The 21,403-nt window shown below is 42.2% G+C and carries 22 protein-coding genes; 15 read left to right on the top strand and 7 right to left on the bottom strand.

The genetic code is table 11. The annotated features are described in order from the left end of the window. The first annotated feature begins 27 nt into the window (after positions 1-27). Both MHI23_RS17685 and MHI23_RS17680 read left to right on the top strand, forming a co-directional pair. A complete protein-coding gene (locus tag MHI23_RS17685; protein ID WP_149126159.1) occupies positions 28-1,416 on the top strand; it encodes a sucrose-specific PTS transporter subunit IIBC in 1,389 nt (462 codons plus the stop codon). 19 nt (positions 1,417-1,435) lie between these two features. Continuing rightward, positions 1,436-2,893 carry a sucrose-6-phosphate hydrolase gene (locus MHI23_RS17680; RefSeq protein ID WP_149126160.1) on the top strand — a complete coding sequence of 486 codons (1,458 nt, stop codon included), beginning with the start codon at positions 1,436-1,438 and terminating at the stop codon, positions 2,891-2,893. A gap of 129 nt (positions 2,894-3,022) precedes the next feature. Here the strand turns inward: MHI23_RS17680 and MHI23_RS17675 are convergent, their stop codons facing one another. Beyond that, a complete protein-coding gene (locus tag MHI23_RS17675; RefSeq protein WP_306654593.1) occupies positions 3,023-3,412 on the bottom strand; it encodes a hypothetical protein in 390 nt (129 codons plus the stop codon). 448 nt (positions 3,413-3,860) lie between these two features. Here MHI23_RS17675 and MHI23_RS17670 point away from each other — a divergent pair, with 448 nt between their 5' ends. The 4 genes from MHI23_RS17670 (at position 3,861) to MHI23_RS17655 (ending at position 8,172) form a co-directional block, all read left to right on the top strand. After that, complete coding sequence (locus MHI23_RS17670) at positions 3,861-4,943, top strand: amidohydrolase family protein (RefSeq protein WP_171464774.1); 1,083 nt, start codon at positions 3,861-3,863, stop codon at positions 4,941-4,943. Positions 4,944-5,128: 185 nt separating this feature from the next. After that, positions 5,129-6,469, top strand: a complete 1,341-nt coding sequence (locus tag MHI23_RS17665; protein WP_149126162.1) for an MFS transporter — start codon at positions 5,129-5,131, stop codon at positions 6,467-6,469. 218 nt (positions 6,470-6,687) lie between these two features. Beyond that, positions 6,688-6,942: a hypothetical protein gene (locus tag MHI23_RS17660; protein WP_024423823.1), complete on the top strand. Its 255-nt coding sequence runs from the start codon at positions 6,688-6,690 to the stop codon at positions 6,940-6,942. A 156-nt stretch (positions 6,943-7,098) separates the two neighbouring features. Next, positions 7,099-8,172 (top strand): chitobiase/beta-hexosaminidase C-terminal domain-containing protein, encoded by a 1,074-nt coding sequence (locus tag MHI23_RS17655; protein ID WP_171464773.1) that lies wholly within the window; start codon positions 7,099-7,101, stop codon positions 8,170-8,172. A gap of 47 nt (positions 8,173-8,219) precedes the next feature. Here the strand turns inward: MHI23_RS17655 and MHI23_RS17650 are convergent, their stop codons facing one another. Beyond that, on the bottom strand, positions 8,220-9,029 hold the full coding sequence (locus MHI23_RS17650; RefSeq protein ID WP_034621888.1) for a bifunctional hydroxymethylpyrimidine kinase/phosphomethylpyrimidine kinase: 810 nt from the start codon (positions 9,027-9,029) through the stop codon (positions 8,220-8,222). A gap of 125 nt (positions 9,030-9,154) precedes the next feature. Then, positions 9,155-9,469 (bottom strand): general stress protein, encoded by a 315-nt coding sequence (locus MHI23_RS17645; RefSeq protein ID WP_149126164.1) that lies wholly within the window; start codon positions 9,467-9,469, stop codon positions 9,155-9,157. A 128-nt stretch (positions 9,470-9,597) separates the two neighbouring features. Between MHI23_RS17645 and MHI23_RS17640 the strand changes: the two genes are divergently transcribed. Both MHI23_RS17640 and MHI23_RS17635 read left to right on the top strand, forming a co-directional pair. Next, complete coding sequence (locus tag MHI23_RS17640; RefSeq protein ID WP_149126165.1) at positions 9,598-10,425, top strand: glycosyltransferase family 2 protein; 828 nt, start codon at positions 9,598-9,600, stop codon at positions 10,423-10,425. Then, positions 10,422-11,102: a uracil-DNA glycosylase gene (locus MHI23_RS17635; RefSeq protein ID WP_024426408.1), complete on the top strand. Its 681-nt coding sequence runs from the start codon at positions 10,422-10,424 to the stop codon at positions 11,100-11,102. The genes MHI23_RS17640 and MHI23_RS17635 overlap by 4 nt, the downstream gene beginning before the upstream one ends. Positions 11,103-11,135: 33 nt before the next feature. Here MHI23_RS17635 and MHI23_RS17630 read toward each other — a convergent pair whose 3' ends face one another. Beyond that, positions 11,136-12,494 (bottom strand): aldehyde dehydrogenase, encoded by a 1,359-nt coding sequence (locus MHI23_RS17630; RefSeq protein WP_149126166.1) that lies wholly within the window; start codon positions 12,492-12,494, stop codon positions 11,136-11,138. Positions 12,495-12,664: 170 nt separating this feature from the next. Between MHI23_RS17630 and MHI23_RS17625 the strand changes: the two genes are divergently transcribed. The 3 genes from MHI23_RS17625 (at position 12,665) to MHI23_RS17615 (ending at position 14,779) form a co-directional block, all read left to right on the top strand. Beyond that, a complete protein-coding gene (locus MHI23_RS17625) occupies positions 12,665-12,997 on the top strand; it encodes a YwdI family protein (RefSeq protein WP_024423816.1) in 333 nt (110 codons plus the stop codon). Positions 12,998-13,029: 32 nt separating this feature from the next. Then, on the top strand, positions 13,030-14,337 hold the full coding sequence (locus tag MHI23_RS17620; RefSeq protein WP_024426406.1) for a purine/pyrimidine permease: 1,308 nt from the start codon (positions 13,030-13,032) through the stop codon (positions 14,335-14,337). Positions 14,338-14,407: 70 nt separating this feature from the next. Then, complete coding sequence (locus MHI23_RS17615; protein WP_003215282.1) at positions 14,408-14,779, top strand: DUF423 domain-containing protein; 372 nt, start codon at positions 14,408-14,410, stop codon at positions 14,777-14,779. A 41-nt stretch (positions 14,780-14,820) separates the two neighbouring features. On the opposite strand, the gene MHI23_RS17610 is transcribed toward MHI23_RS17615, so the two are convergent. From MHI23_RS17610 to MHI23_RS17600, 3 genes are all read right to left on the bottom strand, one after another. Next, the gene (locus tag MHI23_RS17610; protein ID WP_024423814.1) at positions 14,821-15,438 is read right to left on the bottom strand and encodes a cupin domain-containing protein; all 618 of its coding nucleotides are present in this window, start codon (positions 15,436-15,438) and stop codon (positions 14,821-14,823) included. A 129-nt stretch (positions 15,439-15,567) separates the two neighbouring features. Continuing rightward, entirely contained in the window at positions 15,568-16,098 is a 531-nt protein-coding gene (gene gerQ / locus MHI23_RS17605) for a spore coat protein GerQ (RefSeq protein ID WP_024426405.1), read from the bottom strand. A gap of 193 nt (positions 16,099-16,291) precedes the next feature. Continuing rightward, positions 16,292-16,966 (bottom strand): YIP1 family protein, encoded by a 675-nt coding sequence (locus MHI23_RS17600; protein ID WP_024423813.1) that lies wholly within the window; start codon positions 16,964-16,966, stop codon positions 16,292-16,294. A gap of 175 nt (positions 16,967-17,141) precedes the next feature. Between MHI23_RS17600 and MHI23_RS17595 the strand changes: the two genes are divergently transcribed. The 4 genes from MHI23_RS17595 to MHI23_RS17580 are packed head-to-tail and all read left to right on the top strand — an operon-like array spanning position 17,142 to position 21,403. Further along, positions 17,142-17,912 carry a glycosyltransferase family 2 protein gene (locus MHI23_RS17595; RefSeq protein ID WP_342492132.1) on the top strand — a complete coding sequence of 257 codons (771 nt, stop codon included), beginning with the start codon at positions 17,142-17,144 and terminating at the stop codon, positions 17,910-17,912. 6 nt (positions 17,913-17,918) lie between these two features. Continuing rightward, complete coding sequence (locus MHI23_RS17590) at positions 17,919-19,331, top strand: CDP-glycerol glycerophosphotransferase family protein (RefSeq protein WP_327831074.1); 1,413 nt, start codon at positions 17,919-17,921, stop codon at positions 19,329-19,331. 21 nt (positions 19,332-19,352) lie between these two features. Then, positions 19,353-20,531: a DegT/DnrJ/EryC1/StrS family aminotransferase gene (locus MHI23_RS17585; RefSeq protein ID WP_342492131.1), complete on the top strand. Its 1,179-nt coding sequence runs from the start codon at positions 19,353-19,355 to the stop codon at positions 20,529-20,531. Beyond that, a complete protein-coding gene (locus tag MHI23_RS17580) occupies positions 20,528-21,403 on the top strand; it encodes a GNAT family N-acetyltransferase (RefSeq protein ID WP_342492130.1) in 876 nt (291 codons plus the stop codon). Before MHI23_RS17585 ends, MHI23_RS17580 begins: the two co-directional genes overlap by 4 nt.

The following is a 21,403-nucleotide window of genomic DNA, read 5'->3' as shown; positions in this document are numbered from 1 at the left end:
TTTTGCTTTAAAAAAGGAGGAGACATCATGGATTATCAAAAAACAGCTAAAGAATTAATGAAACTGTTAGGCGGCAAGGAAAATGTCATCAGTGCAACGCATTGTGCAACAAGACTCAGATTGGTGGTGAAAAATGAGGATTTGATTGACAAAGAGGCCATTGAAGAACTTGAAGGAGTGAAGGGGGCCTTCTCAAGTTCAGGGCAATTTCAAGTCATTTTTGGAACGGGATCTGTCAACAAAGTGTATGAACCATTTGTTCGTGAGACTGGTCTTGAGACTGGCGACGAGAATCAAAAGCCTGTCAGCCATGATGAAGCAGTGAAACAAAAAATGAATCCACTTGCGCGTTTTGCAAAGACGCTATCGAATATTTTTGTACCGATCATTCCAGCAATTGTGGCAAGCGGTTTGTTAATGGGTCTCTTAGGCATGATGAAAGCCTTCAAATGGGCTGATCCAAGCTCTGCGATCTTTCAAATGCTTGATATGTTCTCAAGTGCAGCCTTTATCATTTTACCGATTTTAATTGGGGTCAGTGCAGCGAAAGAGTTTGGCGGAAATCCGTATTTAGGGGCTGTCATTGGGGGAATTATGATTCACCCGAATCTGCTTAATCCGTGGGGATTGACGGAAGCAAAACCAGAGTATATGCATTTATTCAATGTTGATATTGCTCTTCTTGGTTACCAAGGGACGGTCATTCCAGTGTTATTGACCGTATATATCATGTGCCTTGTTGAGAAGAATTTAAGAAAAGTGGTTCCGAACAGTATTGATTTACTTGTGACCCCATTTGTGACCGTGATTGTCACTGGATTTGTGACGTTTATTGCAGTTGGACCGCTTGGAAGAATGCTTGGTACAGGAATTTCGAGTGCACTGACATTTATTTATGACCATGCGGGATTCTTAGCAGGACTCATTTTCGGCGGTGCTTACTCTTTAATTGTGCTCACAGGGGTTCATCATAGCTTCCATGCGATTGAGGCAGGATTGCTGAATGATATTGGGCGTAACTATTTGCTGCCGATCTGGGCAATGTCCAATGTCGCGCAAGGCGGAGCAGGATTGGCTGTCTTTTTCTTAGCCAAGCGTGCAAAAACAAAAGAAATTGCCCTTCCTGCTGCTTTCTCTGCTTTTTTAGGAATTACCGAGCCTGTCATATTCGGTGTAAACCTTCGCTATCGTCAACCATTTATTGCGGCGATGATTGGAGGCGCATTGGGCGGGGCATTCGTCGTTTTCACGAAGGTAGCTGCCAATGCTTATGGTTTAACAGGCATTCCGATGATTGCGATTGCAGCACCATTCGGTATTCAGAATGTGGTCAATTATGTGATTGGTATGTTAATCGCTGTTGCTGTTTCATTTATTCTCACTATCATTTTTAAAGTAAAAGAAGTCGAAAAATAATCAAGGAGTGGTCACAGTCATGACAACAACTGACGCAGCACTTCGTCAAAAGATAGCAGACCGTATTCGAAACTATGAGCATTTGGTCAAAAAGGATGTGTACCGGCAGCATTTTCATTTGATGCCGCCAGTCGGTCTTTTAAATGATCCGAATGGGCTGATTCAGTGGAAAGGAATTTACCACGTCTTTTATCAGTGGCAGCCATTCAAAACGGGGCATGGTGCAAAATTCTGGGGGCATTATACATCGACAGATCTAGTCAATTGGCAGCACGAAGAAGCCGCTCTTGCCCCAAGTGATTGGTTTGATCAAAACGGCTGTTATTCTGGCAGTGCATTTATAGAAGGTGGGCAGATGCACGTGATGTACACTGGAAACGTTCGGGATGAACAAGGGAACCGTGAGACGTATCAATGTTTAGCTGTTTCGGAAGATGGTATTCACTTTGAGAAAAAAGGTGTCGTGGCAACGCTCCCTGAAGGGTTCACTGCCCATTTTCGAGATCCGAAGGTATGGAAGCGAAATGGCCGGTGGTACATGATCCTTGGTGCACAAAGCTTAGACCTGAAAGGACACCTTGTCTTATTTACCTCTGATACGTTAGATAATTGGACGTTTCAAGGCACGATTGCAGGCAGCGGAAAGAATGGTTTAGACAATTTCGGCTATATGTGGGAATGTCCAGATCTGTTTGAATTAGACGGCCGGGATGTATTGATTGTGTCACCGCAAGGACTAGAGCCGGATGGCTTAAAATATCACAACACACATCAATCAGGCTATTTTGTTGGCACATTGGATGATCACTCGTATCAATATACACACGGAGCGTTTGAGGAACTGGACCGTGGCTTTGACTTCTATGCGCAGCAAACCTTTCTAGACGAATCAGGCAGACGACTTTTAATCGGGTGGATGGGGGTGCCTGATCAAGGAGAAGAGCATCATCCGACGATTTCTTATCAATGGATACACTGCCTCACGATCCCGAGAGAACTCCGTTTAGATGAGGACGGACATCTGATTCAAAAACCAGTAAGTGAACTTCAATCCATGCGGACCAATGAACAAGAGCATGTTTTTCATATTAAACGTTCTGTTCATTCCATCCCTGTAGAGGATATTACGAGCGCAGAGGTATTCATTGATCAAATTGATACACAAAAAGGGTTTGAATGCTGTATCCGTGCAGCAGCACGCATCATCTATGATAAAGAGGAAGGGAAGCTGACATTAGAGCGGGATCGATTTGAAGATCGATCAAAGGAAGTTCGTGAAGCACTTATAGAGGAATTACACGACCTTCATATCTTTATCGACTCATCGTCAATTGAGATTTTTGTAAACGGAGGCCGAGAAGTTTTTACTGCACGTTACTTTCCTTCCCCGGGAAATAAATCGATCTCCATCAGTGGCAGAAATGAAACAAAGCTGAAACTGAAGACATGGCATTTACAAAGAGAAGCAAATCGTTGATCCGTATCCTACAAGTGATGATCAGTATGACGTGAAATTGAAAGTAACAGAAACAGCAAGGCATATAAAAAAGGGCGCTTCAGCACCGTCTGCACGATTGATAGAGATAGAGAAGGAGCCGATGTAGAATTACATTTCTCTATCAGATAATCGAGGTGCGGAATATTGGGTAGCCAATACCGCATCCTCGTTTTCTTTGTTAAATTCCCCGCCCGTTCCGGCTAAAGTACCTTGTCCAAATTTAACTTCAATCATATCAGCCCGTTTAAATAGTTCTGCTTCTGATCGATCAGTTTTGAAAACTAACCCCGCCTTCCTCAGGATTAATCGATTTTTTGACATTATTAGCTGCTTCAGCCAAAGAAAGTCTTGCATCTTATTCCACTGATCATAAGTGGAATTTTTATTTTCATTGGTTTTTTGGCTTTTGGACCAATGGCAACCACGACCTTTGCATCCCCTCGGCATTAATTCCATTATATTTTCTTGATAACTATCAGTTAAAACGATTTTTCCCATTTGCTTCACTGTTCGTTTTACTTTATCATGCTGTTCTTTATAAAAAAGGTTTACTTTATTAATTATGAGTGATAACATACATTTAAATTATTGGTAATGAATATTACTTTAATATAAAATAAAGTAATTTTTATTACGTAGGCTAAAGCATATAAATTTTTTATGATGAGGGGTGCTCTCTCTCTAAAATGAAAGTTGTCAAAGATAGGGGTTGCGTCATTCATTTCATTTTTGAAAGCGCTATCTTATTGGTGTATGGCTGGCAGTAAACAGATTAAAAATTCTACTTAGTTGATTGTTTCCATTATCCAAAATGAAGAGGAGTGTATGTTGGTCAGTGATTTAGCACCAGTGGTTGGATGTTATCAATGCATGTAAAGAAGTGCTATTGCAAACAATTAAAAAAATTAATCTATTAAATCAAAATGAAGTTAAGGGGTGTATTTGCATGGGAGTATGGAATTTTAAAGGCGGTTCTATTTGGTCAGAAAAGGGGTTCATTCCAAATAAGTCTACAAGCATAACAGTTACTCATGAGAATGATAGGGATATTCATTTATCTGAATCTAGCGTAATTGTACCGGGACTAGTAGATTTTCATTGTCATGTATGGGCACCTGGAGCAGAGATTGGTGTAACAGATAAACAATATCTTTCCTCAGGAGTAACTACAGTTGGGGACGCAGGTACTTTTGGCTATGACGGATGGGAGGAAGCAAATCGTTATTGGGAAAACAGCCCGTTAACAGTTCGTTCTTGGTTATCAGCTTTACCAGAAGGGCTAACCAATCACCCCAATCCTAACCCAACCAAGCCAGAAAGTATTTCGTTGGATCGAATTGTTGAAGTTGCATCTTTAGCTGATGATTGTTTATTAGGAATTAAGATTCGCTTAGGTCAGGTGGACAAAACGACTGACCGGTCTTTATTACGCTTAGCAAGAGAAGCAGCCGATCGAACTGATTTACGAATGATGGTTCATTTAACTGAAACTCAACTAGATATTGAAGAGGTAACACAATATTTTAATAAAGGGGACATTCTCACTCATCCATTTCAAGGAAGGGATGGAAACGTGTTAAATACTGCCGGGAAGGTAAAAAAAGAATTTCTAGATGCAGTAGAAAGAGGAATAGTATTAGATATCGGTCACGGTAGAAAACACTTTAATTGGAATGTTTTTTATAAATGCTTAGCTGAGGGAATTAAACCAGATACGATCAGTACAGATTTAACAAGCGCGTCATGGAGAAAATACCCTGTTTATAACATGAGCTACATCATTTCTAAAATGATTGTAGGTGGACTGTCTCTTGATGAAGCTTTTAGAGCAGTTCTGGTAACAGCTCCTAAATTGTTAGGAATTGACGATTTTACTTTTACTCCAAATCACCTTGTGGTTCTAGATTCTACTTCTACTGAGACTGCCTTTCCCGATGTAGATGGAGAAACGGTGTTAGGTAACATTAACTATCAACCGAAACATGTAATTTTTAACGGTAAACCAGACCTTGAGAGCAATTTTAGTTGAAAATAAACGTTTTTGACACGATGAAAGAAAGTTTTCATTTTGTTCGCTGTCTTGAGGAAACAACAGAAGAGTAAATGGAGATACTCTTACACATCTTACCGAACCGTAAGAGTATCTCTTTATTTCCAAATGAATGTAAGCGTTATCAAAATTTCTTTTTAATTATTTTAAAAGGAGGAATTTGAATGGAAAATTCTCAATTGAATTTCGAAAAGAAGACGATTCGAAAGGTGACAAGAAGAATAATCCCGTTACTATTTTTACTCTATATAATTTCTTATCTAGACAGGGCAAATGTGGGATATGCTGCATTGGAAATGAACGAAGCTTTAGGACTAACAAGTAAAATGTTTGGTCTTGTGACAGGTATTTTTTTTATTGGTTATTTTCTCTTTGAAGTACCAAGTAATATTTTAATGCAAAAATTTGGGGCAAGAGTTTGGATTACTAGGATTCTCTTTACTTGGGGGATTATTTCTATGGCAACTGGGTTTGCTCAGAATGCTACCCAGCTTTATGTTATTCGATTCCTTCTTGGAATAGCAGAAGCAGGTCTATTTCCTGGCATTATTTTATACCTTACTTATTGGTTCCGAGCTAAAGAAAGAGCAAGTACAATTGCGATGTTTATGACAGCAATCGCAGTTTCTTATATTATTGGAGCTCCCGTTTCTACCTTAATTATTGATCATATTCATTGGATGAATGTACCTGGATGGCGTTGGATGTTTATTATCGAAGGCGCCCCTGCTGTTATTTTAGGGTTTGTTACATATTTCTACTTAACAGACCGGCCAGAACAAGCAAAGTGGTTAACAGCTGAAGAAAAAAATTGGTTGATGTCAGAATTAAGAAAGGACGAGGAGCTAAGAGAAAAGCAAGGCCGACAAGCCTCTAGTCATAAGACGGCCTTGATTGATCCTAAACTGTGGTACCTCGCCTTAATTTACTTTGTATATACTGCAGGTACACTGGGCGTTGGTTATTGGATGCCCCAAATTATTAAAGGGTTATCTAGCTATTTATCAAACACCCAGATCGGCTTCATTGCTACAATCCCTTACATTATTGCTTCAATCGTCATGAATTACTGGTCAAGACGCTCAGATCGCACTGGTGAAAGACGTATGCACACAGCTTTACCGTTACTCGTAGCTGGTTTAACGTTACTCAGTGTAGGAATGGTGTCCAATCCATTTATTGCAATGATTTTTATCACTATTTCATTGGCAGCCATGTATTGTTTTAAAGGTCCTTTTTGGTCATTACCTACTATGATATTGAGTCCAGCCACAGTAGCTGTTGGAATTGCAGTCATTAATTCAATTGGAAATCTAGGAGGTTTTGTTGGCCCTTATGCAGTTGGGTGGCTAAAAGATGCTACAGGAAAAATGCAAGCCGGTTTGATTTTCTTAAGTATGATTTTAATAATAGCTTTCCTATTAGTATTAGCTATGAAATTTGAGCAAAGAAGAACTCCCTTAAAGAGTCAGAAGGAAATAGGGGAAATCCGGCTTGAAAAATAATTTCTCTACAATTTAAGCAGATCAATGATCTGCTTTTTTCTAGTGAGATCAGCCTGTATCTTAGAGCCTATAGCGTGTATATACAAGGTTGGCCTAAAGCGGTTTGATGACGTTTTACATATATGATAACAGGTGGAATTATGGTATCATTTTAAAATATATACAGCTGAGGCTGACGTTTATCCAAATGCGGTAGGACAAAAAAAGGGGTTGTTTACTTGAATTCAAAACAGCAGCCGACGACTAGAAAACGCTTGGAGACAATGGCAGATCATGTTGAAGATAAACGTGAAGAATATAAAGAATTGCTCATTCAAGTTCAATCTATTCTCGGTGAACCTTCTTTAGAGCAGGAAGAAGTGAAAGAGAAGCTGTCAGATACGTATAAACAAATGAAAGAATATGCTTTATTTGTTGAATCCATTGAAGCCTTTATTCGAAAAATGGCGAAAGAGTCCGATCAGCAAAAATAGGCATTCATGTATGGATAAAAGAGTGTACCTGCGTGCGGGTACGCTTTTTTGTATTCTGACTGATTATTCGGAAATTTAAATGAAAGCGTTGACATTTATATTGTCATGATCAATAATAAATAAAAAATTCATCTGAGCATGTACAGGAGGAACGATATGAACCATACAACCAAGAAATGCCTGATCACCTTTATGATTGTCCTATTTTCTATGAGTTTTCTTTTTCCTTCCGTTTCTTCTGCCCGAAATCATACGTCGTATGCTGCATCAACTGCTTCAGTCCCATCTGGTCAATATTATCGTTCACAAGAGGTAGCTCTGCATTCTCACGTTCAAAAAGCTTCTCTTTATTACACAACAGATGGCAGCCAGCCGACAACTCAAAGTCAGTTATACAAAAAGCCCATTCATATCGAAACTGATACGACTTTAAAAGTAAGCGTTTACAAGAAAAACCGCCGCCTTTCCACGTCTACGTACAATTATCGCTTTGTCACACGAGAGGACATTGCATCATCTTTTTTATCTTTCGAATACCAAGGAATGCCTTATCGGCTGTATATTCCAAAAAACCATAAAAGGGGTAAAGCCTATCCTCTCGTCCTATTCTTACATGGAGGCGGGGAGAGGGGGACAGACAATCAAAAGCAGTTACTTGCGAATGATGGTGCAGTTTTATGGGCTTCTCCTGAAGTCCAAAAGAAACATCCTTCGTACGTACTTGCACCTCAGGCACGAAATGCTGTCGATGGAGGCTTTGCATTAACAAGAAATTTGCAAAATGAAATTGATCTGACGAACGTGTTTCAATTTTCACCAGATTTACACAAAGCTTATGATGTCCTTCAGCATGTGTTAACTTCTTATCAGATTGATCAGAAAAGAATTTATGCGACGGGTTTATCACAAGGTGGATTTGGCACGTACCAGTTGAATATCACATATCCTCGTTTGTTTGCAGCAATGATTCCTATTGCGGGGGGTGCAGATCCAAGCAAGGCAGGAATTTTAGCAAACAAGCCAATATGGGCATTTCATGCAGAAGATGATTCCATTATCCCTATCAGCTATGCAAGAAATACAATTCAAGCTATTCAAAAAGCTGGCGGCCAGCCGCTTTATACGGAGTATGCAAGTAAGTATGGATATGACCATGCATCATGGACGCCTGCTTATGAGACGCCAGGCTTAACAGATTGGCTGTTTGCACAGAGACGAAGCTTTCGATAAACAAAAACCGATTCACCTCCTAACAAGGCGAATCGGTTTTTTCTGTTTTACTTGTCAAAACGATGAGCAGAATGCTTTGTTGGTCCGATGTATTCGTTTAGCTGGAAAGAGCCTTTAATGGCAGCCGTGATGAATTCTTTTGCTGCATAAATGGCTTCTTTCACGTCTGATCCATTCGCTAGTTCAGCTGTGACTGCTGCTGAGAATGTGCAGCCTGCGCCGTGTGTGTATTCTGTGTCAATTTTATCTGTTTCAAGGCGTTCGAAGGTTTGTCCATCATAAAGTAAATCGATGGCTTTGTCTTCGCTGAGCTTACCGCCTCCAGTGATAACTACATACTTTGCACCAAGTTCGTGAATGCGTTTTGCTGCTTCTTCCATTTGTTCGATCGTTTTAATCTCGCCGATTCCGCTTAATTGACCTGCTTCGAAAAGGTTAGGTGTGATAACGGTTGCGAGTGGCGCGAGCTTTTCACGCAGTGCTTCCGCGTGCTCTGGGTAAAGGACTTCGTTTGCACCCTTACAAACCATGACAGGATCAATGACGACATTTTTTAGGTCATATGTTTTGATGGTGTCAGCTGCAAGCTCGATCACGTCGACGGTAGGAAGCATACCCGTTTTCAGTGCATCTACACCAATGCCTTCTACAATGGTAGAGAGCTGCGCGCGAATTGTCGCCGTATCAATTGGAAACACCTGATGATCCCAATGATTATGTGGGTCCATTGCAACGACAACGGTTAAAGCTGTCATCCCGTAGACGTTTTTTTCTTGAAACGTTTTTAAATCTGCTTGGATACCTGCACCGCCGCTTGAATCCGAACCTGCGATGGTGAGTGCTTTATTCATAGACATAGTTGCTGAACCTCCAATGTGATGTGTAACAGTTATTGTTCTATCCCTTATTATAATCAGCTTTTCCGTTTATCACAATGAAACGGCATAAAAAAGCGTTCCTCTCTTCGGAACGCCTCTCTTTCTTACCTTTTACAAATCACCAATTTCCCTTTTTTCAGCTCGTCTAAAAGGGTTAAGGCTAACTCTTGATCGGCCCCAGTTGACATCATTTTGGCCATCAGTTCATCATCCCGGGTGCGAATGACATTGGCGACTTGATCCAAAATTCCTTGATCGACCGCTGTCATGCTTTTGGCGTCTGTATGCTCTGTTACGGTATCAGAGCGTTCTGGGTCGTAGGCAAAAACAAAAACAGCGTCCTTTGATGATCCCGATGAATGAATGTGGTCAATGGTCTGTTTTGCTTCTTTACTATTCTTCACCGTGATATATTCCATCATCATCACTCCTTTTCATCAAAAATTCCCATTTTCCCATCAAATCAAACCGCCTTTTATATCATGAGAAGAAAGTCAATTTATGTTTTAATGGAAAAAGACGAATCTATTAAAGGAGTAAGCTGCATATGAAGATTTCCTTATTAATTGTGACACATAACCGGCTCAGCGCACTGTGTGAGCTGCTTGAATCCATTACAAGACAAACCGTACAGCCTTTTGAAATTGTTGTCGTCAATGATGCAGGAGAGCGAGTCGACATCATTCGGGAACTTTACCCTGAGCTTCCGATCCGCTTGATTCATTTAGATGAGAATGTCCAGCATGTCAATGCCAGAAATGTGGGGGTGCGGGAGCTGACAGGCGACGTCATCATGCTGAGTGACGACGATGATTACTTCACACCTTGTCATATCGAACGCATGAGCAAGGCGCTGGAGGATGCCGATTTTGTCTTTTCTGATGCAGAAATTGTATCATTTGAAGAAAAAGGCGCGACCCGTTTTCCGCTGTCGAGACGTTTGTTTGCTTATACAGCAGATATTGAGGATATGCGTGTCTTTTCTACATATGTTCCTTCGGGCAGTATGTACAAACGCTGTATACACGATGAGATTGGCTATTTTGATCCAGCGATGCATCATTATTGGGACTGGGACTTCTTTTTGCGTGTATCACAGCATGCCCGAGTGAAACGAGTGCCAGCTGCGAGCGTGATCTATGCGTTTTTTGACGGCGGTGGAAATCAGTCTAGTGATCTTGGTGAAACAAGGAAAAACTACTTAGATGATTTAAGTGAAAAGCATGAACTAGGCGATCTGCCGACAGCGAACTTTGCTATATTATTAGAAGAACCAGCGATGAAAAAAAGAGAATCAGAGAGTGAGATTGTGTGGGATGGAAAACCGATGATCTCCAGACTAGCGCAGCAAGTAGAAGGAGGAAAATCACAATGAAGCCATTTTTAAATGATAGCTGGTGGGCTGTGATGAAAAGTGAATTTGAACAGCCGTATTATCAGGAATTACGTGAATGGATGAAGGAAGAATATCGCACGCAGACCGTTTTTCCAAAACCAGATGACGTGTATCGTGCTCTTCATTTGACGTCATATGAAAAGGTCAAAGTGGTGATTTTAGGACAAGACCCTTATCATGGCCCAGGGCAGGCACATGGATTAAGCTTTTCTGTTCAGCCGGGCGTCAAACACCCGCCATCTTTGAGAAATATTTTTCAGGAGCTAAAGGATGATCTTGGCTGTCCTGTTCCAAACCACGGCTCACTTGTCAGCTGGGCAGAGCAGGGTGTGCTGCTGTTAAACACTGTGCTGACTGTGAGAAAAGGCGAGGCGAATTCTCATAAAGGCAAGGGCTGGGAACGTGTGACAGACCGCGTGATTGATGTGCTGAATCAGCGTGAACAGCCCGTCGTTTTTGTGTTATGGGGAAGACATGCTCAAAACAAGAAAGAACGCATTGATCAAAACAAGCATTTCATCATTGAGTCACCTCATCCAAGTCCTTTTTCTGCAAGAAACGGCTTTTTTGGCAGCCGGCCGTTTTCAAAGGTAAACGCGTATTTAAAGCAAATGGGGATTGAAGAAATCAATTGGTGTATCAAGGATATTGAATGAAAATAGGACGAGGGGAGAGACCCTTCGTCCTGTTTATTTTAAAAATTTACGAACCAAGTCGAGTCCGTTTTTCGCATTTGGATAACGGAAGGAAAAATCGAAGCGATTGGTTTGCCGCAGGACGCTTTTTTCATGCGTAAAAGTAAAGAAGCTGTCCTTCCCATGATATCGCCCCATGCCGCTTTCGCCGACGCCTCCGAATGGCAGGTAAGGTGTAGCGACATGCATAAGTGTGTCATTGATACATCCTCCGCCAAATGAGAGGTTGTCTAGAATATAGGTTTCTGTTTCTTTATTTGTTGTAAATAAGTAAAGCGCAAGCGGCTTTGGCCTTGCTTTGATCATATGAACTGCCTCATGCAGAGAATCAAAGGTCATGACAGGCAGAATTGGTCCGAAAATTTCCTCCTGCATGACGGGATCATCCCATGTGATGTGGTCTAAAATGGTCGGAGCGATTTTGAGCTCCTGTTCATTGCGCTGTCCACCTGTGACGATCGTTCCATTTGAGAGAAATTGTGTAAGCCTGTCAAAATGACGCTGGCTGACATTTTTTCCAAAGTGCGGATGCGTTTCGGGATGTTCACCATAAAAGTCACGGATACAGGCTGTCATTTCTCGCAAAAGTTCCTCTTTGATGGATTCATGAACGAGCAAATAGTCTGGTGCAATGCAGGTTTGCCCTGCATTGGTGAATTTTCCAAAGGTGATCCGCTTCGCTGCTAATTTGATGTCGGCATCAGGCATGACGATGCTGGGACTTTTTCCGCCAAGCTCAAGTGTGACAGGAGTCAAATGTTTTGCGGCGGCTTCCATGACGACTTTGCCAACTGCCACACTTCCAGTAAAGAAGATATAATCAAAGGGCAGTTTCAGCAGCTCTGTACTGACATCAACACCGCCCTCTACGACAGCCGCATGGTCTTCTTGAAATACATGTTTGATGATAGTGCTGATCACTTGTGAGACTGCCGGCGTCAGCTCAGACGGCTTTAAAATCACAGCATTTCCCGCAGAAATCGCGCCGACTAATGGAGAAAGGGCCAATTGGAAAGGATAGTTCCAAGGAGCAATGATGAGCACACTTCCATAGGGTTCCTTGATGATCATGCTTTTTGATCCGATATGAGTCAGCGGTGTTTTCACGCGAGTTGGCTTCGCCCATTTGTGAAGGTGCTTGAGGGTATGATTGATTTCTTCATACACTATCCCGATCTCTGTTGTATAGGCTTCCTGTTCGGATTTATGTAAATCATGGGCTAAGGCCTGTAAAATATCCTTTTCATGCTGTTTGATGGCTGCTTTTAAGTCTTGAAGAATGCGGATGCGTTCTTGAACCGCCGGCTTCTGAAAGACTTTTTGTTTCTGAAATAGAGCAGTGAGCTTGTCCATTATTCAATCCTTTCATAGACGATGTTGTTTCTTTTATTATGTGTGAATGAAGATGACGGGTCAAATAAGAGAGTCGTGAGCGCACTGCTTTGAAAAAATGAACCCATTTGGTTTGTTCATTTGGTAAAATAATGTTGAAAAGAGATTTTTTTAGATTGGAGGGTCTACCCTTGAATATTCATATATCAAGCCTGCTTCAAAAAATGGAGGAAGCGGTTCAAAAAGCAAAACAAAGTGGAAATGATGAAGAGGTGAAACGTCAAGTGGCGGCCATTTCTTCACTATGTGATGTCATTCTCGACGCACCATCACAGGTGCAAATGCCGCAGTCGCCGGTCATTTCACCACCTTCATCGATACATACACCATCAGCACCATCTGTGTCTGCAGATCAAGCCATGCTGGAGAAACTCATGGGCACAAGTGGCGCGAAGAAATTTCAGCAAAATGATGAGGGTCAAAAAGAGAAGGACGGGAATGGCGACTCTATTTTTGATTTTTAATGTCTTGTCACGACAAAGGGAAGGTGATCGGTTTGAAACTATTTTTGGGCGCCATTCAGTGGATGGCATTTTTTATCGCAGCTTCTATTGCCGTACCAATTGCGATTGCACAAGCATTTGAATTGAACCAAGTGCAATCGGCGGAGCTGATTCAAAGTACTTTCTTTTCACTTGGTCTTGTTGCAATGGTGCAGTGTTTATGCGGCCATATGCTGCCGATTAATGAAAGTCCAGCAGGGCTTTGGTGGGGTGTGTATACCCTTTATGCCGGCATGACAGGTACAATCTTTGCGACGTATCCTGAAACCCTGCAAGCATTACAAGGGGCTTTAATTTTTAGTGCTGTTTTCTTTTTTATTTTTAGTCTATTTAAAATCATCAATTGGCTCGCGTCTTTATTTACGCCAGTCGTCACAGGCATTTACCTGCTGCTGCTTGTTGTGCAGCTAAGTCAGCCAATTATGAAAGGGCTGATGGGCATCGGCTATCGGGGAAATCAAGTAGATGGGCTTGTCTTTTGCTTATCGATCTTGATCATTATCCTTACCTTCATGATCAGCCGCTCAAAATGGCATTACTTAAGACAGTTTTCAGTGTTATTCGCACTTGCAGGCGGATGGCTGTTATTCGCTCTACTCGGATTGGCGAAGCCGGTCCGAATTCCAGAACAAATCATCGAGTTTCCGAAGCTGTTTCCATTCGGTATGCCGGTCTTTGACAGTGGATTGCTTGTCACGTCCTTTTTTATAACGATTTTACTCATTGTGAACATGCTGGCAAGTATTCGAATTGTGGAAAGCTCAGTGAAGGCATTTGGTGAACTGCGTGAGCGGAAGAGAGCACGCCCTGCCGGTTTTGTCGCAGCATTTGGTCATTTATTAAGCGGGCTCATCGGGGCGATTGCGCCTGTACCTATTTCTGGGGCAGCCGGATTTATCCAGACAACCAAAATTCCTTCGAGAAAGCCTTTTTTCATAGGAAGTCTGCTTGTTGTTCTCATTAGTTTGTTTCCTCTGCTCATGAGCTTTTTCTCTGCATTGCCATCCCCTGTGGGGCTTGCTGTAAACTTTGTGGTCTTCTCTTCTATGATTGGGATTGCGATGTCGGAGTTTGATCAGTATGAGAAAGAAGAAATTCCGCGGATTCGCTTTGTTCTTGGGATTGCTGTTTTAGCAGGCGTAGGGGCGATGTTTGTGCCTCAGGGGGCCTTGAAAGGGATGCATCCTGTGCTCATTTCATTATTAAGCAACGGTCTTGTTCTAGGCACACTCATTGCGATCGTGGTCGACCAGGTCTTGTTACGAAAGAAAAAGAAATCCGACAATCTCGTGTCAACGTAAAGGGAAAGTTGAATGTCGCCCTTCACCCGCGCTATGATAAATATAATTGACGAGATAAGGAGAATGACGAATGAAACTATTTTTCATTTTAGGTGCCATTAACGCCATGCTTGCTGTTGGACTTGGAGCCTTCGGTGCGCACGGTCTAGAAGGGAAAATCCCTGAAAAATATATAGAAATATGGAATAAAGGTGTTCAATATCAGATGTTCCATGCGATAGGACTATTTATTGTCGCCTTTCTTGCAGATAAGCTATCAGGTGTTTCCCTAGTTCCAACCGCTGGCTGGGTGATGCTTGCAGGCATCCTTTTCTTCTCAGGAAGCCTTTATGTGCTGGCATTGACGCAGGTAAAGATTCTAGGTGCCATTACTCCTATTGGCGGAGTAGCATTTATCGCTTCTTGGATCATGCTTGTCATTGCAGCAGCAAAAAATTTATAAGCCAATAAACCGATGCTCTCATAGGGGCATCGGTTTTTTTCTTAACTCCAGTAAGGGGTATAGTTGGGCGGTGCTTGATAATATGGGACGTAGTGAGATGGAGGGACAGGATGCGTTTGAGACTCTTCCTCCCGGTGGCAAAATGGTCCGATAAACACACTTGGTTTCACAGGCTTTATCGCCTGCTTCCACTGTGTTTCGTTCATGCAATAAGTATGGGCCATGATGTGAGAAGGGGTGAGGGTGAGAAGGTCTGAGCCTAGGATCACTTCAGGTGTAGATGCGTTAAAAATGGCTAACAAATGAGTTCTGTCTTGGAGAGCGACTTCATAGTGCCACCAGCCTTGAGGCACGTTTGCCACCTGTCCAGGTGTGATGGTGTAGGTGTGCAGTTTTTTTGTAAATGGATTCAGCATCGAAACGGCAGCAGAACCGGCTATACAATAAACAAGCTCTGCCGCATTTTGATGATAATGAGGCTCTACGACTTTGCTTTTACTCAAATATATATCCAGCAGGGACACTTGATCCAACGAGTTTAATTGTTTTTTTCCTAACACATTAATTAGGTTATGCTGATCGAATTTCACAAGGGGGCTTTGATTCAGATCGTATGAAAATTTGACATTTGGTGATGTATAATCCAGCTCAACAGTCATTGATGTCACCTCTAGGCTTTTGATAAAAACTACTAGGCATCTTATGAGCAGGGCCCCAGAGGTGTGACAAAAACCTAGACAAAAGAAAAAAGCAAGGGCACCTGAGCCTTGCTTTTGCCATGCTTGACGTTATCTCGGAGAATATGTTGACATCGAATAAGGATAATCATATTGAATTTCTCCATCAAATGTAATGTAATCAAGATAGATTGTTAATAGTAAGTATCGTGTTCCTGTCTTATTATCACTAATGATAATGTGGTCACGCCCTGCAGCTTCTATGACGCCTCTAAAAATCTTCGAATTCCATTCCTTACTCGCCTCAAACGTCATATAAATCGTGGCTACCTTGCCGCGGTTCAATCGTAAAATATTTTCAATATAGGACTGCTCAATAGGCAGCTGCCCTGTGACATTCTGCTGATAAACCGGTCCAGAAGGAATTTGATAGGGCTGACCGCCGCCCTGCGTTCCTTGGCCTCCTTGTGAAGTACCGGTAGACGGCATTGGTGAAAACCCCTGCTGCATTTGACCCTGCGTTTGGGGAGGGACTGAATAACCCATCTGCTGCGCAGGATACGGATTTGCTCCATATTGTTGCTGGCGGAAATCTTGACCTTCGAAACCCGAACCTTGCCCAAATTGATTTTTCAATTTCATAACGTTCCTCCTCTTTCCTCATGGTGTTCTAAACAGAAGGCGCTAAAGCACCTGTTGTTTCCATAGCATTCTTTCTCTCTTTCACACTATGAGACAGGAGGGGAGAATATGTACATTGAACGAAAAAAAGGAACTGCTATGCAATTCCTCAGCGTGAAGACAATCCCTCGTATTCTATCGGTACTCGTCCTTTTTACATGATCCAGTTTATAGCGTGCTGAATATCAAATAAAAGTGTCATGATGAGAAAAAAAGCGGCGAGCGGTGTGATCACAATGATGAAGGCTTGCCATAATCTGAGCTTCATCACAGCGACAATGCCTAAAACAGCCATTCCCAATATCCACGTCTTTGCATATGCTTCCGTAAGAGGTAAAAGATCGAGGTAATACCATACTTCATAATGCTGATCTAAATATGGTGAGATTTTAACAAACGTATACGGACCAAGCATCCCAACAGTGAAAATCCAAGTAAGTGAAAATAAAGCAGAAGGGAAAAAGACCGTCAGTGTGCACGCTTTGAGTATATCTCGATACGCCGTTTGACAGCCGAAAAAGAGACGTCCTAACCACTTGATGATGAGGACACCGAAAAATAGAATCATATTGCCTGCCAAAATACCATATCCCGCTCCTTGTAACAGAATAAAAGGGAATGGAATATGATTGCCCATATACTCGCTAAAATACCCTTCATAGATCCAGCCCGTACCGGCGATACTTGCAAGGAGCATCATCAGCCAAATGGGAATATTGGAATGTTGATATGAGCGAATAATCGTTTTTGTTGCGACGAAAATTTTAAAAAATCGAAAAAATCCTTTTACTTCCTCTTCTTGGGAGTGATCATTCTTCATAGCTTCCAATGTTCTTTACTCCTTTAATACACACAAATGATTACTTATATTACCAAAAAGTTCGCATTTTTCAAAGATAGATCAATAAAAAAATACAATTTTATAAAAAATAGGTCACTCTACAGTCTCTTTAAGAGGAGACACATATGATAAACATAGTTTGAAAGAGACCGAGGTGAAAACTTTGACAAAAGTAACTGTCATTATGACGAGCTACAACAAGGCGGCTTACGTCGGCAGATCGATTGAAGCGGTCCTGCAGCAGACGCTGTCAGACTTTGAACTTTTTATCATGGATGATGGATCAAACGAAAAAACCCTTGCTGCTATTGAACCGTTTCGCAAAGATCCGCGCGTTCATTTTATCCAAAGCGGGGTCAAAACGCTGGAAGAGAGAACAGCGAAAACTCGCTACGCCGTGTTGATTAATCAAGCATTAGAACTGGCAAAAGGGGAGTATATTTCCTATGCCACAGATGACAATGTCTACGCCCCGGACCGTTTAGAGAAGCTCACTCATTATCTAGATGCCCATCCAGGTAAAGATATTGTTTATTCTAGTTCTAAAGTGATCTATTTAAATAGCAAAAAAGAGCCAGTGAAGGAAACGATTCGGCCGGCGCAAACAGTGCAATGGAATGCCCCCTGCGCCATAGATCATTGCTCGGTCGTGCATCGTACATCCATTTTATCAAAAATTCATGAGGAATTTGGGTCTTACTGGGACGAGAGTCCGCATTTTTATCGAATAGGGGATGCCCGTTTCTTTTTCCGCTTAAATCATTTTTATCCGTTCTATCCCTTTGAAGAAATATTAGATACAAATTACATTACAGAACAGTCCATTCATTATCAGCTGGCAGAAGAAGAGAAAAGTGCCTTTATTCAAGCACTTCCCGAGCAGTCCACCTGCTGGGAGCTTCGCAGTATATTAAAACAAAGACATGGGAGGTGACCTGAAGTGTCGCACTATATTCATCATTATTGGCAGGTGTACTTTGAGTATGTGAATCTGATGAAGGATTTGTCCTACAAGCAAATTCCTCTTGGGTTGATCAGTAATTTTTATCAATATATCAGTCCTGAAGTGAGGGAACGCATGGAAGATGAAGCATTCGGTCAAGAACTGACAACCGCTTGTCCATTACCGGAAGAGATTCAGCCATTTTTTGATCAGCATAAACAGCAGATCAAGCGTGTTGCTTATCGACCGGCGAATGGAAAGGTATTGCTTCACTTTGAACACCTGCGTTTTACGGAACAAAATTACACGCGGTTCCATCCAAACCAAACGGTGGTGCTCGCTCGTTGGAAGAAGGCGGATTATTACGGTTTACCCGTGATCAGTAAGCCGGAATTAGCCGGAGAGGTTAATAAAGAAGCCCACGCTGAATATATTGAAAAAGCAAATGCTCTCCTTAAACCTTACGCTCACCACCCTGTCTTTGGCAATGTCTTTTTTAGAGAAAAACTGCGGAAGGACATTGTGCAATTTATTGATGTCATTGACCAGATAGAAATGCTATTTCAAATGCAGCCGATTGCAGCTGTTATTGTTGGAACGACAGAGGATGTCTACAGCCGCGTACTCGCTTTGCAAACAGTGAAACGCCAGCTTACGAGTATCTGTCTTCAGCACGGCGCGCTTATGGGAGACGAAGCCTTTTTACCGATTTTTACGACTTGCCATGGGGTGTTTGGAAAATATGAAAAGGATTGGTATGTAGACAAAGGCTGTCAGCCGGAACAGGTGGAAATCACAGGTCATCCGAGGTTTGATTTGGTGAAAGAGCGAACGCCGCTTCAACAGGATCTCATTTTTCGTAAATTGAATTTCAGTCCGGCTAAAAAGACCGTGCTTGTGGCAACGCAGCCGTTTTCTGAAGCCTTTTATGGCGATGTTCTTAAAACGATCGCCAAACGGAAAGACATTCAGCTGATCATGAAGCCGCATCCTTGGGAAATTGCTCGAAATCGATTAAATGACTATGTGTCTATTGAACGAGCGGGAAATCATGTGAAATTGATTAAAAAAGAAATTGACCTGTATGACCTGCTGCCATATGTGGATATCGTGATTACGCTCACATCTACAGTGGGTCTTGAAGCGATGCTTTTTGAAAAGAGTGTGCTGATCGGGAAAATGACAGAAGGCAGAAGATACCCATATTACGAGTCGCTTGGCAGTTATCATATGGAAAACCCTGTTGAACTAGCTGAGAAAGCCATTCGTATTTTGTCGGATGAACAAGAGATGAAACTGGCAAAGCAGCAAGGAGCTCAGTTCATTAAACAACATTATCCGCATGCGCGATCTATCGATGTTCTGCTTTCTCTGCTCAAAACAAAAACTGGTGTGGATTTTCAGAGATGAAGATAGGGGTGTGCAAGCGATATGGGAAAAAAGAGAGCACAATTTCTTCCTTATGCTCTGCCTTTCATTGAGCAGGAGGAAATTGATGAAGTCATTGGAACATTAAAGTCCGGCTGGCTGTCAACTGGACCAAAAGTAAGACAGTTTGAAGAAGAATTTCAGCAGCTGACAGGTGCAAAACATGCGATCGCTGTCAATTCATGTACGGCTGCTTTATTTTTAGCCTTAAAGGCAAGAGGGATTGGGGCTGGGGATGAGGTGATTACAACCCCTCTGACATTCTGCGCAACAGCTAATACGATTATCCATACGGGGGCAGCGCCTGTATTTGTCGATATTGATCCAGCGACACTCAACCTGGATGCAGAGAAAATAGAAGCGGCCATTACACCACATACAAAAGCGATTGTTCCTGTTCACTTTGCCGGTCAATCGTGCGATATGGACCGAATTTTAGCGATTGCCAAAAAGTATGATCTATTTGTACTTGAAGATGCTGCCCACGCTCTTTACACAACGTACCACGGTCAGCCCGTTGGATCCATTGGTGATGCGACCGCTTTTAGCTTTTATGCAACGAAAAACCTAGCGACTGGTGAAGGCGGCATGCTGACAACAAATGATGATGCGCTTGCTGCTCGGATTAGAAGACTAGCGCTGCATGGGATGAGCAAGGGAGCGTGGAATCGTTATGGAGAAAAAGGAACGTGGTATTACGAGGTCGAGGAACCAGGCTATAAAATGAACATGTTTGACGTGCAGGCATCGTTAGGGCTTGTTCAGCTAAACCGTCTGGATGACATGCAGACACGGAGAGAACAGATTGCAAAAGCATACAATCAGGCTTTTCAAAAAGAAGCGGGTCTGATCCTGCCGCCTGTGCATCAACATGGAAGACATGCATGGCATTTGTATGTACTGCAAGTGAATCCAAAAGAAGCATTCATCACGCGGGATGAACTGATTGATCAACTGCAAAAGGAATATAAAATCGGCACGAGTGTTCACTTTATCCCTGTTCACTTGCATCCATACTATCAGGAAACATATCACTATTCACCAGAGGATTTCCCTGAGTCACTCGCATACTACAAGCAGACGCTCTCACTGCCGCTCTATCCAAGTATGACAGATGAAGATGTGCAGGATGTTATCACAGCGGTGTTGTCTATTTTAAAAGAACAGAGGGCATCATCATGAAGGTCGTTCATGCTGTAGATGATCAGGTGCTCGCTGCTTGGCTGGAGAAATACGGTCAACAAGCGGAACAAATGAACGGCTTCAAGCAGTTTGCTCTTGTTAATGGCGCCCAGCTCAAAGCAGTCCTGTTATATGAATGGTCAAAATGGGAAAGCGGCATTTTTGATCAGCATATTTTTCATGTGAAGTTTGTGGAAGCGGAGTCAGCGTCTTCTTTTCAAGAATTGATGGAGCGTTTCATCAATTGGATGAGAACTGAAAAATGCGATTTTTTCTTTTTACGTCTTGAAGCGTCTGATCTTGTAAAAAACCGTATCGTTCAAAGACTGTCACATGTGTACTATGTGGGCGGTCTCACTCGTCTTGAGGCGCCGCCTGTACAAATGGAGCTTCCATCAGCAGGTGAAGATGTGGTTATTAGTCTGCCGGATGAAAAGGATTACGATGAGGCGGTGTCACTTGCTCATCAGGCGTTTGGGAAAAGCCGGTACGCACTTGATCCTTTTTTAGATCAGAATGTCGTCCAGCATTTCTTTCAGGAATGGATGAGAAACAATTTACTCGGACGTGCAGATATCAATCTCGCGGCAAAGGTGAACGATGAAGTCATTGGTTTGATTCAAGGGGTGACAAAGGGCGATGAACTAGTGCTTGATTTATTGTCCATTAGACCGGATGCACAAGGAAAAGGGATCGGAAAAAAGCTCGTGATGGCGATAATAAAAGCCTCTTATGAGAGAGGGCATCGGTTTATTTCTGCCGGAACTCAGATGCATAACACAACCGCGATTCAGCTGTACGAAAAGCTGGGCTTTAGAACAAAAAATGCCTTCTTGTATTACCATGTGTGGCCGAAAAAAGGAGAGAGGTAA

Source organism: Bacillus sp. FSL M7-0003 (genome assembly GCF_038628485.1).
Classification (GTDB): domain Bacteria; phylum Bacillota; class Bacilli; order Bacillales; family Bacillaceae; genus Bacillus; species Bacillus safensis.
Note: the sequence above shows the minus strand (reverse complement) of the source record. Positions and strands in the feature narration are given on the sequence as shown.

Excerpts from the sequence above, each read along its gene's own strand:
- MHI23_RS17645 (WP_149126164.1), bottom strand. The coding sequence starts at position 9,469 with ATGGAATATATCACGGTGAAGAATAGTAAAGAAGCAAAACAGACCATT.
- MHI23_RS17685 (WP_149126159.1), top strand. The coding sequence starts at position 28 with ATGGATTATCAAAAAACAGCTAAAGAATTAATGAAACTGTTAGGCGGC.
- MHI23_RS17670 (WP_171464774.1), top strand. The coding sequence starts at position 3,861 with ATGGGAGTATGGAATTTTAAAGGCGGTTCTATTTGGTCAGAAAAGGGG.
- MHI23_RS17585 (WP_342492131.1), top strand. The coding sequence starts at position 19,353 with ATGGGAAAAAAGAGAGCACAATTTCTTCCTTATGCTCTGCCTTTCATT.
- MHI23_RS17675 (WP_306654593.1), bottom strand. The coding sequence starts at position 3,412 with ATGGGAAAAATCGTTTTAACTGATAGTTATCAAGAAAATATAATGGAA.
- MHI23_RS17650 (WP_034621888.1), bottom strand. The coding sequence starts at position 9,029 with ATGTCTATGAATAAAGCACTCACCATCGCAGGTTCGGATTCAAGCGGC.
- MHI23_RS17580 (WP_342492130.1), top strand. The coding sequence starts at position 20,528 with ATGAAGGTCGTTCATGCTGTAGATGATCAGGTGCTCGCTGCTTGGCTG.
- MHI23_RS17615 (WP_003215282.1), top strand. The coding sequence starts at position 14,408 with ATGAAACTATTTTTCATTTTAGGTGCCATTAACGCCATGCTTGCTGTT.
- MHI23_RS17655 (WP_171464773.1), top strand. The coding sequence starts at position 7,099 with ATGAACCATACAACCAAGAAATGCCTGATCACCTTTATGATTGTCCTA.
- MHI23_RS17610 (WP_024423814.1), bottom strand. The coding sequence starts at position 15,438 with ATGACTGTTGAGCTGGATTATACATCACCAAATGTCAAATTTTCATAC.
- MHI23_RS17630 (WP_149126166.1), bottom strand. The coding sequence starts at position 12,494 with ATGGACAAGCTCACTGCTCTATTTCAGAAACAAAAAGTCTTTCAGAAG.
- MHI23_RS17665 (WP_149126162.1), top strand. The coding sequence starts at position 5,129 with ATGGAAAATTCTCAATTGAATTTCGAAAAGAAGACGATTCGAAAGGTG.
- gerQ (WP_024426405.1), bottom strand. The coding sequence starts at position 16,098 with ATGAAATTGAAAAATCAATTTGGGCAAGGTTCGGGTTTCGAAGGTCAA.
- MHI23_RS17640 (WP_149126165.1), top strand. The coding sequence starts at position 9,598 with ATGAAGATTTCCTTATTAATTGTGACACATAACCGGCTCAGCGCACTG.
- MHI23_RS17680 (WP_149126160.1), top strand. The coding sequence starts at position 1,436 with ATGACAACAACTGACGCAGCACTTCGTCAAAAGATAGCAGACCGTATT.
- MHI23_RS17635 (WP_024426408.1), top strand. The coding sequence starts at position 10,422 with ATGAAGCCATTTTTAAATGATAGCTGGTGGGCTGTGATGAAAAGTGAA.